The sequence below is a fragment of the Paenibacillus sp. UNC496MF genome (genome assembly GCF_900113915.1).
Lineage (GTDB): Bacteria > Bacillota > Bacilli > Paenibacillales > Paenibacillaceae > Paenibacillus_Z > Paenibacillus_Z artemisiicola.
The window spans coordinates 740,688-755,872 of record NZ_FORE01000004.1 but is presented as its reverse complement, the minus strand read 5'-3'; the positions used below and the strand labels follow the sequence as shown (position 1 = coordinate 755,872).

The following is a 15,185-nucleotide window of genomic DNA, read 5'->3' as shown; positions in this document are numbered from 1 at the left end:
CTCCGCTTCGCGCTACATGTTCCGCCGGTACTGTCCTCCGACTTCGTACAAGGCGGCCGTAATCTGCCCGAGCGACGCATCGCGCACGACGTCCATCAGCGCCTCGAACACGTTGCCGCCGCTCCGCGCGGTTTCCTTCAGCTTCGCCAGCGCCGCCCCGCTCCGATCCCGGTTCCGCTCCCGGAAGGCTTCCAGGTTGCGAATCTGCTCGCGCTTCTCCGCCTCCGTCGAACGCGCCAGCTCCATGTCGTCCAGCCGCTGCTCCGGCCGCGGGTTCACGAACGTGTTCACGCCGACGATGGGCATCTCGCCGGAATGCTTCTTATGCTCGTAGTGCAGCGATTCGTCCTGGATTTTGCCCCGCTGGTAGCCGGTTTCCATCGCGCCGAGCACGCCGCCGCGGTCGTGGATCCGCTGGAACTCCAGCAGCACGGCTTCTTCCAGCAGGTCGGTCAGCTCTTCGACGATGAAGGCGCCCTGCAGCGGATTCTCGTTCTTGGCCAGCCCGAACTCCCGGTTGATGATGAGCTGAATCGCCATCGCCCGCCGGACCGAGCTTTCCGTCGGCGTCGTGACGGCTTCGTCGTAGGCATTGGTATGCAGCGAATTGCAGTTGTCGTAAATCGCGATCAGCGCCTGGAGCGTCGTGCGGATGTCGTTGAAGTCCATCTCCTGCGCGTGCAGCGAGCGGCCCGACGTCTGGATGTGGTACTTCAGCTTCTGGCTGCGCTCGTTCGCGCCGTATTTCTCCTTCATGACCGTCGCCCAGATCCGGCGCGCCACCCGTCCCATGACGCTGTACTCGGGATCCAGCCCGTTGCTGAAGAAGAACGACAGGTTGGGGGCGAAATCGTCGATGCGCATCCCGCGGGACAAATAATATTCGACGTACGTGAATCCGTTCGCCAGCGTGAAGGCCAGCTGGGTCACGGGATTCGCCCCGGCCTCCGCGATGTGGTACCCGCTGATGCTGACGGAATAATAATGGCGCACGCCGCGGTCGATGAAGTATTGCTGGATGTCGCCCATCATTTTCAAGGCGAACTCGGTGCTGAAGATGCACGTGTTCTGGCCCTGGTCCTCCTTCAAAATATCCGCCTGCACCGTGCCGCGGACCGACCGCAGCGTCGCGGCCTGAAGCGCCGCGCGTTCGGCTTCGTCCGGCTCCCGGCCGTGCTTCGCGGCGAAGCGGTCGGACTGCTGGGCGATCGCCGCGTTCATGAACATCGCCAGAATCGCCGGCGCCGGGCCGTTGATCGTCATCGACACGCTAACGGAGGGATGGCACAGATCGAAGCCGGCGTACAGCTTCCGCATGTCGTCGAGCGTGCAGACGTTCACGCCGCTGTTGCCGATCTTCCCGAAGATGTCCGGCCGCTCGCTGGGATCGTGGCCGTACAGCGTGACGCTGTCGAAGGCGGTGGACAGCCGCTTGGCCTCGTCGTTCCGGCAGAGATAGTGGAAGCGCCGGTTCGTCCGCTCCGGCGTGCCTTCGCCGGCGAATTGCCGTTTCGGGTCCTCCGAGGTCCGCTTGAACGGGAAGACGCCGGCCGTGTACGGGTAATGGCCGGGGAGGTTCTCCGTCAGCCGCCAGCGCAGCAGCTCGCCATCGTCCTCGAACCTCGGCAGGCTTACGCGCGGAATGCGCGTCCCGGAGAGCGACTCGGCGGCGAGTTCCTCCGCCGCCGGTGCCGGCCCGCCGTCGGACCGGGCCTTCCGGTCCTGCCGGTACGCCTCGCGGATCGCCGGCCATTCGCCGAGCAGCTTCCGGCTCTCCGCATCCAGCTCCGTCTCGCGGGCCGCGAGCATCGCGCCCAGCTTCGCGGCAACGGCGGCCGCCTCCCCCGCGTCCATGAACCGTGCGCCCTCGGACGCCAGCTGCTCCTTCGCGCCGCGGAGCTGGGCGATCCGCCGGGCGGCCGCGACCTGCGCGTCCACGAAGCGCCTCCGGCGGCGGACGGTCTGCACGATCTCGTTCAAATAGCCGATGCGCTCCGCCGGGATGATCCCGGGCCTCGCCGCCGGTTCGCCGGCTTCCGATGCCCCTGCCGTCGATGCGGCGTCTCGCGCGGCAGCCGACGTCGCGTTCGAAGCGACGATCGAAGCGGCGTTCGCGGCGGCGTTCGTCGCTGCCGGGCCGTCTCCCGTCTCCGGCGCTTGCGGCTCGGGCGCCCGGCGCCCGCCGGCCTTCGCCTCGACGATCGCCATCAGCCGCCGGAACAGCCGCGACGTGCCGGGATCGTCGAACTGGCTGGCGATCGTGCCGAACACCGGCAGCTGCCCGTCCGGCACGTCGAACGCCTGCCGGCTGCGCTTGAACTGCTTGCGCACGTCCCGCAGCGCGTCCGCCGAGCCGCGGCGTTCGAATTTATTGATGACGATGACGTCGGCGTAGTCGATCATGTCGATCTTCTCCAGCTGGCTCGCGGCGCCGAAATCGCTCGTCATGACGTACATCGCCGCGTCGCAGACGTCCACGACGGCCGCGCCGCCCTGGCCGATGCCGCTCGTCTCGACGATGACGAAGTCGTAGCCGGCCCGCTTGACGACCGCGATCGCGTCCCGGATCGCTTCGCTGATCTCCGAGCCGGAGCCCCGCGTCGCGAGGCTGCGCATATAAGCGCGCGGATCCTGGATCGCGTTCATCCGGATGCGGTCGCCGAGCAGCGCGCCGCCCGACTTCCGCTTCGTCGGATCGATGGACAGCACCGCGATCGTACGGCCGGGATAGGCGTCGAGGTACCGCCGCACGAGCTCGTCGGTGAGCGAGCTCTTGCCGGCGCCGCCCGTTCCCGTGATGCCGAGCACCGGCGCCGGCGGCAGGTCCTCCGCCTGCAGCCGCGCGAGCGCCGCGGCTTCCGCGCCGTCCAGCCCGGCGCCCGCCGCTTTGTCCTCCGCGAGCGAGATCAGCCTGGCGACGGCCCCCCAATCGGCCGTGCCGAGCGTCCGCAGATCCGCTACCGCCCGCCGCGGCGTCCGGCGGTCGCAGGCGCGGACCATGTAATCGATCATGCCCTGGAGCCCCATCGCGCGCCCGTCGTCCGGCGAAAATACTTTGGCGATGCCGTACCGCTCCAGCGCTTCGATTTCGGATGGCAGGATGACGCCGCCTCCGCCGGCGAAGACGCGGATATGGCCCGCGCCTTGCGCCTTCAGCACGTCCAGCATGTACGTCAAATATTCCACATGGCCGCCCTGGTACGAGCTGACGGCGATGCCCTGCGCGTCTTCCTGGATGGCCGCCGCCGTCACTTGCTGCACCGAACGGTTGTGGCCCAGATGGACGACCTCGACGCCGGAGGCTTGGAGCAGCCGCCTCATGATATTGATGGACGCGTCGTGCCCGTCGAACAAGGCGGCAGCCGTTACGAAGCGCACTTGATTTACCGGGCGATACCGTTGCGTGTCCATGGAAGCACCCGCCCTTCCGCGGCGTTGCGCCGCGCCGATTTGCTGACGTTCTTTATTACCATATTTCGGTTTGGCGCGAGAGATGCCGTTTCGGCCAACCGGTTGCGGCGGGTTGCGGCCCGATGTGCGATACGCGGGCATACGAAAAAGACGCCAAGGCCGTATGCCTTGGCGTCTTCCCGATTTGAACCGCGCTGCGCGCCGCGCGGCATGATGGCTTTTTTGCCGCGCCGTTACGTAGCCGGATTCACCGTTTCGCGAGCTTTGGGCGCTTCGTTCACGGCATCGCGGGCGGACGCCCGCTTCTTTCGCGCCGTAGGCAGGAACCAGATTAGAATGACGGCGAGCGAACCGGTCAGGAACGCCGCCGACCCTAGGATGGAAGCGGACACGGCGTGCGCAAGCTCCGCCTTGGAAGCTTCGGCGTGACGGCTGAACGCGTCGAATACGGTGATGAGAATCGCGAGACCCATCGAGCCGCCGGTTTGATGCGCGGCGTTCACGAGGCCGGACGCGGCTCCCGCGTCGCGCGGCTCCACGCCGGTGATGCCGAGCGCCGTGAACGGCTGGAACACCAGGCCGGCGCCGATACCCATGACGATGAGCGGGAAGAACATGTCCGGGAAGTAATGCACGTCGGCCGATATCCGGCTGAGCCACGCCGTGCCGGCGATCGCGATGACGATGCCCGCGACCAGCACTTTAAAGCCGCCGAACCGGGCGAGCAGGCGCGGCATCGCGTACAGCATGCCGAACATCACGCCGGTGAAGGGCAGGAACGCGAGACCGGCCGCGAACGACCCGAACCCGAGCACGTTTTGCAGAAACTGCGGGATGAAGAAGAAGAGCGAGAAATTGCCGCCGACGAACAGGAACCGGCCGAGGTAAGCGGCGGTCCGGCGACGGTCCGAGAACAGGCGCAGCGGCGTGATGGGCTGCTTCGCCCGCGACTCGACGGCGATGAACGCGGCCAGCATGACGATGCCGAGCGCCAGCGAACCGAGCGTGCCCGCGTCGTTCCAGCCCGCGTCGGCGGCACGGACGAAGCCGAAGACGAGCGAGGTCATGCCGACGACGGACGTGATCGCGCCCCCCAAATCGAAGCGGCCCGTGCTGCGGTCCGTTTCTTTCAGATAGCGCGGCACGACGATCAGCAGCAGGATGCCGATCGGCACGTTGATGAACATGCCGAGCCGCCACGAGACGAGATCGGTCAGCAGGCCGCCGAGAATGAGCCCGACGCTGCCGCCGGCGCCGACGACGGCGCTGTACAGGGCGAGCGCCTTGGCGCGGTCCGGGCCTTCCGGGAAGCTGACCGTGAGCAGCGCGAGCGTGGACGGCGTCGTGAACGCCGCCGCGACGCCCTGCAGCGCCCGCGTGATCAGCAGAAATTCGGACGATTGCGCGAGGCCGACGAGCATGGACGCCACGGTGAACAGCGCGATGCCGATGCTGAACATCCGCCTGCGGCCCAAAATGTCGCCCGCCCGGGCGCCGAGCAGCAGCAGCCCGCCGAAGGCGAGGATATACGCGTTTTGCACCCAAGTCAGGTTCGTGGTCGTGAGATGAAGCGTGCGGCCGATCTCGGGCAGCGCCGTGACCATGATCGACGAGTCCAGGATGATCATCAGCTGGCAGGCTACGATGATCGTCAGTATCATATTCTTCGCGTGTTGGATAGTTATCATCCTTTCGTATGGGGTAAACCGGCGGCCCGTGCCTGCCGGAGCGCTATGCAACGTCGTCGCGCGGGGCTAGAAGACCGCGCTGCCGCAAGGCCGTTTCATCCTTGCTCACTCCCTTTCCGTGTGCGTTGAGTTGAATCATAGCACAGGGATTATTCGATGTAAACAAAAAGAATATATTTTGTCTATTTAGTATTTGCAAATGCGTGTTATGTTTCCAAGGCAAGCAGCCCGTACCTGAACGCATACCAAAAAACCGGCGGCATGCGTGGCATTCTTCGCCGGTTTGCGGTCGCGTATCGCGATTCAACCTTGAATTTCCCGTTTGTTCGCAGTTGCAGGCAGCCTCCTCGTGCGCCAGAAATGCCTGTTTAATCGATCATATTGGCTACCACCGCACCTTCTTGCTGCAAATCGGCACCTCTGACCGTCCATGGAGGTGATCCCATCACGTTCTTGCTCCACATTGGCACCTCTAATCGTCCATGGAGGTGATCCCATCACGTTCGGGCACCTCCCCACCCCGCCTCAAGCAAACGTCCTGCCCATCAGCACAAGTACTTGGTTCGCGCCGGTCCGTTTGAGCACGTAATAACCCGCGTCGGCGGTCGTCGCGATGCCGCCGTCGCCCGGCTGGCAAAAGCCGCCGGCCGCGCAGCTGCCGTCGTCCCGCGCGAGCAGCTTGCCGAGCATGCCCACGGCCGTCCATTCCGGCCGCCGCAGCCGGGGAACGTACGTACGCGCCGGGTCCCACGCCGGGTTCAGCACGGGGCGGCGTTCCGTCCGGGCCGGCGCGATAACCGCGCCGTCCGGGCCGACCACGGCCGGCACCGTCTCGTCCGCGTACAGCGTCGCGCCCCATTCGTCGGCGAGGTATTTCCCCTGCCACGCCAGTTCCCCGCTGTCGGACAGAAAAGCGGGCTTCGCGCTCGTCAAGCCGACGGTCAGCCGGTCGCCGGCGCGGGCGACCCGGACCTTGTCCCCTTCGAGGGCGACAAAATAGCCCGGCCCGATCGGCCGGCCGTCCGCCGTCTCGAACAGCTCCGCGTAATCGGCCGCCGGGCTGCTGACCGTCCCGTCGAGCTTGGCGTCGCCGTTGCTTAAGATTTTCGCCGCCAGTCCGGGCGCGTCCGCGCTCGCGCCGTTGGCCAAGTACCACGAGTACGGCAGCTCGTTCGCCGCCCCGAATTGCCCCATCACGTGGACGCCGTCGAATCCGTTCGCGGACGTCCCCAACCCTTCCGCATGGCTGACGAAGCCGTCCGCGACCGTATTCACGCCCTGCGCGTGCGACGCGAACCCGCTCGCCGCCGTGACGGCGCCTTCCGCGTGCGAGGCCTGTCCGCCCGCCGTCGTCTGGCTGCCCTCGGCGTGCGACAGATCGCCGCTCGCCGCCGTTCGCTGGCCCTCCGCGTGCGCGAACAAGCCGCCGGCCGCGTTCAGGTTGCCTTCGGCATGCGAGGCGCGCCCGCTCGCGACGTTGCTTTCGCCTTCCGCATGGGCGCTTTGGCCGGACGCCACCGTCTCCAAGCCCTCGGCATGCGCGTCCAGCCCCGTCGCCTGCGTCAGCTCGCCTTCCGCGTGCGCGTTCAAGCCTTGCGCCAGCGTGATCATCCCCTCCGCGTGCGACTGGTCCCCGACCGCGCGCGTCTCCCGGCCTTCCGCGTGCGCGTACAGCCCGCTCGCGATCGAAGCGCCGCCCTCGGCATGCGACGCCGGCCCGAGCGCCTGCGCCAAATACCCTTCCGCGTGCGCCGCGATCGCCGCGGACGTCGCGAACCCTTCCGCGTGCGAGCTTTCGCCCTGCGCCCGCGCAGCTTGCCCTTCCGCGTGCGCATAGAGCGCGCTCGCGACCGAGCCCCCGCCTTCGGCATGCGACGCCGGCGCGTCCGCCTGCGTCCGATAGCCTTCCGCGTGCGCGGCGACGGCGCTCGCGGACGTATCGAGCCCCTCCGCGTGCGAGGCATCCCCGCCGGCGACGGTATTCGTGCCTTCCGCTTCCGAGCATGTCCCCAAAGCCTGTGCATTGCAAGCCATTCGCGATCCTCTCCTTGCGTCGTGATTGTCCCGCCGTCCGGCGGACTCCATTGCATTCTATGAAAATCCCGATTTTCAAGCTTGCGCGGCCGCCTACCGTTCCAAAAAAGCGGGGCCCCTTTGCGGCGAACGCAAAAAAACCAAGCCCCCGAAGGGGCTTGGCGGTGCGGCGGAACCGAACGAATGATTGCAAGACGAACGAAATCGCCGTAACTCGCTTTTCTTAACGGAGAACACCTTGCCTTGCGCAATCTAAGCTTACATCATTTCCGCTTCGACTTTCATCGGAGCGGCGCCTTCCTGGCGCTTCGGCATCCGAAGCTTGCCGAAGAAGAACGCGGAAATCAGTCCGATGACGACCACGACGATGCCGATGACGAAGACGGAGGTAACCGCGTTGCTCAAAATATGCTGCAGCGCCTCGAGCAGCTTCGGCGGCACCTGCGCCTTCACTTCGGGCTGCAGCAGCGCCTGCGGATTGGCCAGCGTGCTCAGCTGGTCCTCGGGAATGTCCTTGAATTGGCTTTGCAGGCCGCCGATGCCGTCCGTCATTTTGCTCGACATCATGACGCCCATGATCGCGACGCCGACGGTGCCGCCGATCGAACGCGTGAATTGGGTCGTCGACGTCGCGACGCCGCGAAGCTCGTGGCCGACCGCGCTTTGCGCCGCGATCGTGAGCACCGGCATGAGCGCGCCCATGCCGAAGCCGATGATGATCATGTATAGGATCAGCTCGAAGCTGCTCGTATTCACCGTCATCTGCGACATGAACAGATAGCCGACGGTCATGATCGCCATCGACGTCATGACGATGGTCCGGTAGCTCAGTTTCATGATCAGCCGGCCGCCGATGATGCTCGACAGAATGAGCGACAGCATGAGCGGCGTCAGGATATAGCCCGAATTAGAGGCCGACGTGCCGATAACCGCCTGCGAGAACAGCGGAATATACGTGATGGCGCCGAACATGCCCATGCCCATCAAGAAGCCGACGATGCTCGATACGGAGATCGCGCGGTTGCCGAACAGCTTGAGCGGAATGATCGGCTCCTTCACCTTGGACTCGATCCACAGGAACAGCAGGATCAGGACGAGGCTGGCGCCGAACAAGCCGAGAATTTGCGGGGAGCTCCACGCGTAGTGCGTCATGCCGCCCTCGGAGGACCCGCCGCTGCCGCCCATCTCGATGGCGAGCAGGAACGCCACGATCGCGCCGGTAAGCGTGGCCGCGCCGCCCCAGTCGATCGCCTTCTTCTCGTCGCTCTTGGATTCCTTGAGCGCGATCGACAGGATGATGGCCGCGAAGATGCCGAACGGCAGGTTGATGTAGAAAATCCACTGCCATGCGAGATGGTCGACGATGAAGCCGCCGACCGCCGGGCCGATGACGCTGGACAAGCCGAACACGGCGCCGAAAATGCCTTGCATCTTGCCGCGGCGGTCCGGCGGGAAAATATCGCCGATGATCGTCATGGCGATCGGCATCAGGGCGCCTGCCCCGATCCCTTGGATGGCGCGGAACACGATCAGCTGCGTCATGTCGTGCGACAGGCCGCAAAGCGCGGATCCGATGAGGAACAGCCCCATCCCGATCAAATAGACGAGACGGCGGCCGAACAAGTCGGCGAGCTTGCCGAAGATCGGCACGGCCGTCGTCGAGGTTAACATGTAGATGGTGAACACCCAGCTGTACAGGTTGAAGCCGTTCAATTCCGCAATGACGTGCGGCATGGCGGTCGATACGATCGTTTGGTCGAGCGAGCCGAGCAGGAGGCCCAGCATGAGCCCGGTCACGATCCATCGGACCTGTCTTGGACTTATCGAGGTCATCTTTCCACTTCCTTGTTAGGTTCTGGTGTCTGATGGGATTCCAATGCTTGAAGCAGCAGGCCGAATGCCTCCAGGACGATGTCGATCTTCGCTTCGTCGAGCTGGCCGACGATCCCGGCGAACCATTCGCTCCGCTGCTTCCAAATCATGTCGATGGTTTCAGCGCCTTTCTCCGTCAGGCTGAGCAGCACCACGCGGCGGTCGTTCTCCTGCCGCGTCCGTTCGACGAGCCCGAGACCGACGAGCTTGTCGGTCAGGCCGGTTGCCGCGCCGGACGTAATGCCGAGTATCCGCGCGACGTCGTTGACCCGGCAGGCGCCGTTGCGCTGCAAGTACATCAAGGCGACGATCTGCCCGTTGGCGAGCTGGAACGGGTTTTCGACCGTCTTCAAACTGTTCTTCGCGCGCTGGCCCCACCGCTGCACGAGCAGCAGCAGCTCGCTCAGCTTCTTCTCTTTGCTGGTCGGTTCCGCGATCGGTCTTCCCTCCCTTCCGAGCTTCATTCGTTTACCGACTCACTAACTTAATAATTAAATAACTTAGTCGGTAAGATATTTAGCTTATAAGAAAATATAACAATCCGCCGCCCGCGTCAATACGTTTCGGCAAAAAGACAAAAAGACCGCCGTCGCACGAGGTCCGGCAAAAAAGAAAAGACATCGGCGCCTGCGCCCGGAGGCGGCAGGACCCATGTCTTCTCGCAGGATACGCTGCTAGCATCGCTTCGTTTTGACGCTTTTTTCGTACTTCTTGACCTGGTGCGCAGCAAGCTCGCCGGTCCATTTTCGAGCGGCATCGGCTCTCTCGGCTCTCATCCTTCGCTTAACCTCGACTCGGTTTCGGAATCAAGCGCCCTGAAGCGCGCCGCGCACGAACGCGACGTCTTCCGCGCTCAGCGGGCTGCCCGCGCCGCGGGCGTTCGACTCCACCTGCGCGGCGTTCTTGAAGCCCGGAATGACGCAGGCGTTCGGGGATTGCGCCAGCGCGAACTGCAGCGCCGTCCGCACCAGGTCCTGCGCCTCGGAGCCGAACCGTTCCTTGAGCGGCTGCAGCCGGCGGCGAATGTCCAGCAGGCGCTCTTTCGTGTAGGCCGAATTCGACGCGCGGACGTCGCCTTCGCCGAACCGCGGCGGCTGCTCCGGATCGAACTTGTCCAGCAGCAGGCCTTGCGCGAGCGGGCCGAAGAGCACGATGCCGAGCCCGTTCGCTTCCGCCCATCGGAACAGGTTCGTGTCCGGCTTGTCGAACTCGTTGCCGAAGGCGTTGTAGTGGAACTGCAGCACGTCCGGACGGGTCACCGGGCAGACGCGCATAAAATCGCGGTAGCCGTACCCCGATTGGCCGATGACGCGCAGCTTGCCTTCCTTCCGCAGCTCGCGCATCGTGTCGGCCGCCTCCTCCAGGTAGAGGTCGTCCGGCCCGAAGTTCGTATTATGGAAATAATGAAGGTCCAAATAATCCGTGCCCAGGTTCAGGAGCGTCTGCTCCAGCTGGTGCCGGATATGGAGCGGCTGCATCGCGTTCGGGGCCGTTCCGCGGAACCAGCCGACCTTCGAGGCGATGACGAGCTCGTCCCGCGGCACTTCTTTCAGGAACCGTCCGATGACGCGCTCCGAATGGCCGTCGCCGTACACGTCCGCCGTATCGAAATGATTGATGCCGAGCTCGAAGGCCCGTTTCAGACCGGCCAGCGAGGCGGCATCGTCGTTGCCCGTCCAGCCGACCGCCTCGCCGTCGCGCCACGAAGGCCCTCCGATCGCCCAGCAGCCCAGGCTGACTTCGCTGACCCGCAAACCGGATCGTCCGAGAACACGGTATTCCATAGCGTCCACTCCCTCGAATATGAATAATGGCGGTTCTAAAGGAAAGGATAGCCAATCTTCGAACCCCTTGGAAGTACGCACTTCGGGAGTAGCTGCTATCCTACAGGTTAGTCGCTTTCAAAACTTAGCGAAGGAATACCGACTTCTGAATGGCCGCCAGCGTCTGGTCGCCCATCAGACCGAGGCGCCAGAACGCCACGCCTTTCAAGCCGTAGCGCTTGGCGAGGCCGATTTTGCCGTTGACGGTCGCGGCGGTTTCGCTGCCCATGGAGATGCCGAGCACGAGCTTGCTCTTCGGCACGTCCGCGAGCGCGAGCCGGATCGCCTCGTCGATGCGGTTCAGCGGCTCCGGGCCGTCCTCGTACGAATATTCGTACGCCATCATGATGATTTCGTCCGCATGCGCGGCCAGCGCATTGTAATCGTACCCGCGGTACGAGCTGTTAAGCGGATGCAGCGCAAGCGCGAGCGTCAGGTTCGACGCTTTGGCGCTCTTGTTCAGGGCCGCGACAAAATCGGTGAAGGATTGCCGGGTCGCCGGCAGATCGCCGCTTAAGCCGAGCCCCTCGAAGTCGAGCGTAATGCCGCCGAACCCGTTCTGCGCCGCCAAGCCGACGAGCTGGCCGATCACGTCCGCCTGAAGGGTTTTGTCCGACAGCAGCTTCGTCAGCTCGCCGCTCCCGTCCATCGCGACGGCCATCAGCATCGGTTTGCCGCCCGCTACGGCGGCATCTTGCACGATCGACTCCGGCGTCACGTCGCCCGCGGGCTTGGGCCAGAAGAAGTCTTGGCCGGACAGCGTCAGCTTGCCCGTCGCGTCGATGCGCGTCCAGCCGAAGGAGACGGAATCGAACTTCCGGACGAACCCGACTTCCTTGTACGACGAGATCGCGTAGAAGGCTTCCGTGTACAGCTTGGAGACCGGCGACGTGATCGACACCGTCTGCGAGGGACCGTCCCAGCCGACCGTCGCCCCGAATTGCTGGCTAAAGAAACTAAGCGGCACGAAGATCGAGCCGTCCTTCGCCGCCGGCGCGACCCGGAGCTGCTGGGCCTGCCCGTTGACGAGCGCTTTCTTGTCGTTCTGATGCAGGACGACCTTCCGGACCGCGCCGTTCTGCGATTTGGTCGCCGTCAGCGTTCGGTTCGCCCAGTCGACCTGAATGCCGAGCGCTTCGGCGATGGCGCGGAACGGCACCATCGTCGTGCCGTTCGCCACGTACGGCGCGGCCGGGAACGGCAGCGGGTAGCCGTCCAGCACGATGCTGACGGGCTTCGCCGCGGCCGCCGTCGCGTCCGGCGCGCCGGACGTTGCCGACGCCAGCAGCATGGCGGAAGCGGCAACCGCCAGAATTGCGTTCTTTTTGAGGTTCATCGCTTTTCTCCCTATTCGCGTATAGTAGATAGACTTTCAGTTTACTAGACGCGGGCTCGGAGGAAAAGTTTCAAAGGATTGGAAACGCAACCGGCGGCGGCCGGCCCGGTTCCGCGTTTACCGTACCTGGTACCGTTCTTTCGTCCGAATCGCCGGTTTTGTTCGCATGTACCGTACCCGGTACCGCTCTTTCGCCAAAATTGGCTAATTTCGCTCGCGTGTACCGCGCCTCGTACCGTTCTTTGTTCTAATCGCCAGTTTCACACAAATGTACCGTACCTGGTACCGTACATTCGTCCGCGTTCATTCGTCCGAATCGCCAGTTTCCCCAAATGTACCGTACCTGGTACCGTTCATTCGTCCGAATCGCCAACTTCACCCAAATGTACCGTACGGTTCTTTCGCCCAAAGTCATGCCAGCGTCTCCCGCCTTTACCGCAAAACAAACAACCTTCCTCAACTGAGGAAGGTTGTTGTACAGCGGCCGCCGGCAGCAACACTGGCCCGGCGCCGCCCGCCCCCGGCTACGCCTCGCCGTCGAGCGACCGCAGCCGGCGCAGCGACGGGAACAGCACCATCCACAGCGCGGCGACCGCGATCGTCCCGACGCCGCCGATGAAGGCGGCCGGCACCGCGCCGAGCCAGCCGGCGAGCGTGCCGGATTCGAACTCGCCGAGCTGATTCGACGTGCCGATGAAGAGCGAGTTGACCGCGTTGACGCGTCCGCGCATCTCGTCCGGCGTCTGCAGCTGCACGAGCGACGAGCGGATGACCACGCTGATGACGTCCGAGGCGCCGATCAGCAGCAGCGCGACCAAGGACAGGTAGATGCTGGTCGAGACGGCGAACAGCATCGTCGCGAGTCCGAATACGGCCAACGCGCCGAACAGGATCGGGCCGAGCGCCCGCCGCAGCGGGAAGTACGCCAGCGCGAGCGACATGAGCAGCGCGCCGACCGCCGGCGCGGTCCGCATCAGGCCGAGCCCGAGCGCGCCCGTGTGCAGGATGTCCTCCGCGAAGATCGGCAGCAGCGCCGTCGCGCCGCCGAGCAGCACGGCGAACAGATCGAGGGAGATCGTGCCGAGGATGACCGGATGGCGGCGGACGAACACCAGTCCCGAGAAGACGGAGCGAAAGGTGACCGGGGCGGCGATGCGCACGGTGCGCGCCATGCGGATCCCGAGCGTGAGCACGGCGCCGATCAGCAGCGCGGCCGCCGCCGTGACGTACGCGTAGACCGGACCGGCGGCGATCAGCACGCCGCCGAGCGTCGGGCCGACGATTTGCGACGTCTGGCCCGCGGACGTCGTCCACGCGATCGCCTTCTGCATCTGCGCTTTCGGCACGAGCATCGGCAGCAGCGCGGACGAGGACGGTCCTTCGAACGCGCGGCAGGCGCCGAGAATCGCGGCCGCGACGAGAATTTCCGTGCGCCCGAGCCAGCCCGCTAGCGTGCCGACGAGCAGCAGGACGGTGATGATGCCTTCGAGAAACTGGCAGAGGACGACGATCAGCCGGCGGTCGAACCGGTCCGCGGCCTGTCCGACGACCAGCGTCAGCAGCAGCATGGGCAAAAATTGCGCAAGGCCGACCAGACCGAGGCTGTAGGCGTCATGGGTGAGGTCGTACATTTGCCAGCCGATCGCGACGGACAGCATCTGGAAGGACGTGGACGACAACGTGCGCGAAACCCAGAACTTCGTAAAGGACGAGGCATTCAGCGCGGATTCATCGGGTTCTGACATCGTGGCAAGTACACTCCTTAGGACGGGGTATGAAGACAATACAGGCATTATACCACCGCGGCCGGCCCGAAGCTTAACCGATTTTGCCCGATTGGCGGGATATCGCCCTACCCCGCTCGCCCCGCCGAACGGCCGATCCGAACCTGGCCGTCCGTGCTCCCCGTCGCCTCCCGAACATGACAAAAGCCGCCTCGTAGGAGGCGGCTTGGATGATGGGCCGCAGGTTCGGCCAAGCTATGCCGTAACGGATTAATCGCGCGCGCCGACCGGCTTCGCGTTCCGGATGTGGCGAACGTAATCGATCCGGCTTTGCGCCAGGCGCTCGTCCGACAGGTTCGACGAGTCGCTCAGCGTGAACGGCGGCAAATACGTCGCGCCGATGAACGGGGCGATCGCTTCGATCGGGCGCAGAATCTCGCGCAGCGTGAAGCGGTTGAAGCCGTCCGCTTGGTACGACTCTTCCGTGCCGTACGTCGAGACGGCGGCGCCGATTTCTTTGCCGGCCGTCTTGGTGCCTTCCGGTCCGAACGCCCAGCCGTACTGGAGCACTTCGTCGAACCATTTTTTCAGCAGGTACGGCGTGTTGTACCAGAACATCGGATATTGGAAGATGACGCGGTCATGCGCTTCGACCAGGCGCTGCTCGGCCGCGACGTCGATCTTTTCGTCCGGATACGCTTTGTACAGTTCATGGACCGTGACGTCGCCTTGCTGGCGCAGTTCTTCGATCCATGCTTTGTTGATGCGGGATGCTTCGATATTCGGGTGCGTGACGATGACCAATGTTTTCATGATGATGGCTCCTTGTCGTGTTGAGTTTTTGTTGGTTCGATAGGGCTGCGGGGTTGGCCCGCGCAGCCCTGAAAATCAGCGGGTAAATCAGCGGTTCGGTGCAGGCGCCTTGAAGAATGGCGCCTTGTGCATATACACGATGTCGATATGTTCGTACAACGGGCCGTCCTGCTCGGTTTTCGCCCGTACGGCCAGCCATTCCGGATCGTTCATGAACGCTTCGAAATTCCGTTCGCGCGCTTCGGCGTCGCGGTGTTCCAGCACGTAATACAAGCGGTTCTTCGACTCGTCCGCGTCGACCCAAAAATCGGTCACTTTCATGTCATAGCGGGCGAAAATCCGAATCGTATCGTCGCGGAAGCGATTCAGCATCGCCTGCATGCGGCCCGTCGGAATCGTATACATGCGCAGCTCGTACAGCATCGTCTCGTCCCCTTTTCGATTGGCTGGATATCGGAACGGCTAAAGGTCCAAAATCGGCGTC

Annotated in this window: 10 protein-coding genes; all 10 read right to left on the bottom strand. The window is 64.3% G+C overall.

What is annotated here, in order from left to right; all coding sequences use genetic code 11:
• Positions 1-12: 12 nt before the first annotated feature.
• The 10 genes from BMZ79_RS34980 to BMZ79_RS03330 all read right to left on the bottom strand — a co-directional run bounded on the left by BMZ79_RS34980 (position 13) and on the right by BMZ79_RS03330 (position 15,124).
• Positions 13-3,411, bottom strand: a complete 3,399-nt coding sequence (locus BMZ79_RS34980) for a methylmalonyl-CoA mutase family protein (RefSeq protein WP_090636522.1) — start codon at positions 3,409-3,411, stop codon at positions 13-15.
• 233 nt (positions 3,412-3,644) lie between these two features.
• Positions 3,645-5,072 (bottom strand): MFS transporter, encoded by a 1,428-nt coding sequence (locus BMZ79_RS03370; RefSeq protein WP_256252527.1) that lies wholly within the window; start codon positions 5,070-5,072, stop codon positions 3,645-3,647.
• Positions 5,073-5,624: 552 nt separating this feature from the next.
• On the bottom strand, positions 5,625-7,133 hold the full coding sequence (locus tag BMZ79_RS03365; protein WP_090636520.1) for a peptidase G2 autoproteolytic cleavage domain-containing protein: 1,509 nt from the start codon (positions 7,131-7,133) through the stop codon (positions 5,625-5,627).
• Between the two features lie 258 nt (positions 7,134-7,391).
• Positions 7,392-8,966 (bottom strand): MDR family MFS transporter, encoded by a 1,575-nt coding sequence (locus tag BMZ79_RS03360; RefSeq protein WP_090636518.1) that lies wholly within the window; start codon positions 8,964-8,966, stop codon positions 7,392-7,394.
• Positions 8,963-9,469, bottom strand: coding sequence for a MarR family winged helix-turn-helix transcriptional regulator (locus tag BMZ79_RS03355; RefSeq protein WP_090636517.1), 507 nt, complete (start codon positions 9,467-9,469; stop codon positions 8,963-8,965). Before BMZ79_RS03355 ends, BMZ79_RS03360 begins: the two co-directional genes overlap by 4 nt.
• A gap of 342 nt (positions 9,470-9,811) precedes the next feature.
• A complete protein-coding gene (locus BMZ79_RS03350) occupies positions 9,812-10,789 on the bottom strand; it encodes an aldo/keto reductase (RefSeq protein WP_090636515.1) in 978 nt (325 codons plus the stop codon).
• A gap of 124 nt (positions 10,790-10,913) precedes the next feature.
• The gene (locus tag BMZ79_RS03345) at positions 10,914-12,164 is read right to left on the bottom strand and encodes a stalk domain-containing protein (protein ID WP_090636513.1); all 1,251 of its coding nucleotides are present in this window, start codon (positions 12,162-12,164) and stop codon (positions 10,914-10,916) included.
• Positions 12,165-12,688: 524 nt separating this feature from the next.
• Positions 12,689-13,909, bottom strand: a complete 1,221-nt coding sequence (locus tag BMZ79_RS03340; protein WP_090636512.1) for an MFS transporter — start codon at positions 13,907-13,909, stop codon at positions 12,689-12,691.
• A 249-nt stretch (positions 13,910-14,158) separates the two neighbouring features.
• Complete coding sequence (locus BMZ79_RS03335) at positions 14,159-14,701, bottom strand: NAD(P)H-dependent oxidoreductase (RefSeq protein WP_090636510.1); 543 nt, start codon at positions 14,699-14,701, stop codon at positions 14,159-14,161.
• Between the two features lie 87 nt (positions 14,702-14,788).
• On the bottom strand, positions 14,789-15,124 hold the full coding sequence (locus BMZ79_RS03330; RefSeq protein ID WP_090636508.1) for an NIPSNAP family protein: 336 nt from the start codon (positions 15,122-15,124) through the stop codon (positions 14,789-14,791).
• Between the last annotated feature and the right edge of the window lie 61 nt (positions 15,125-15,185).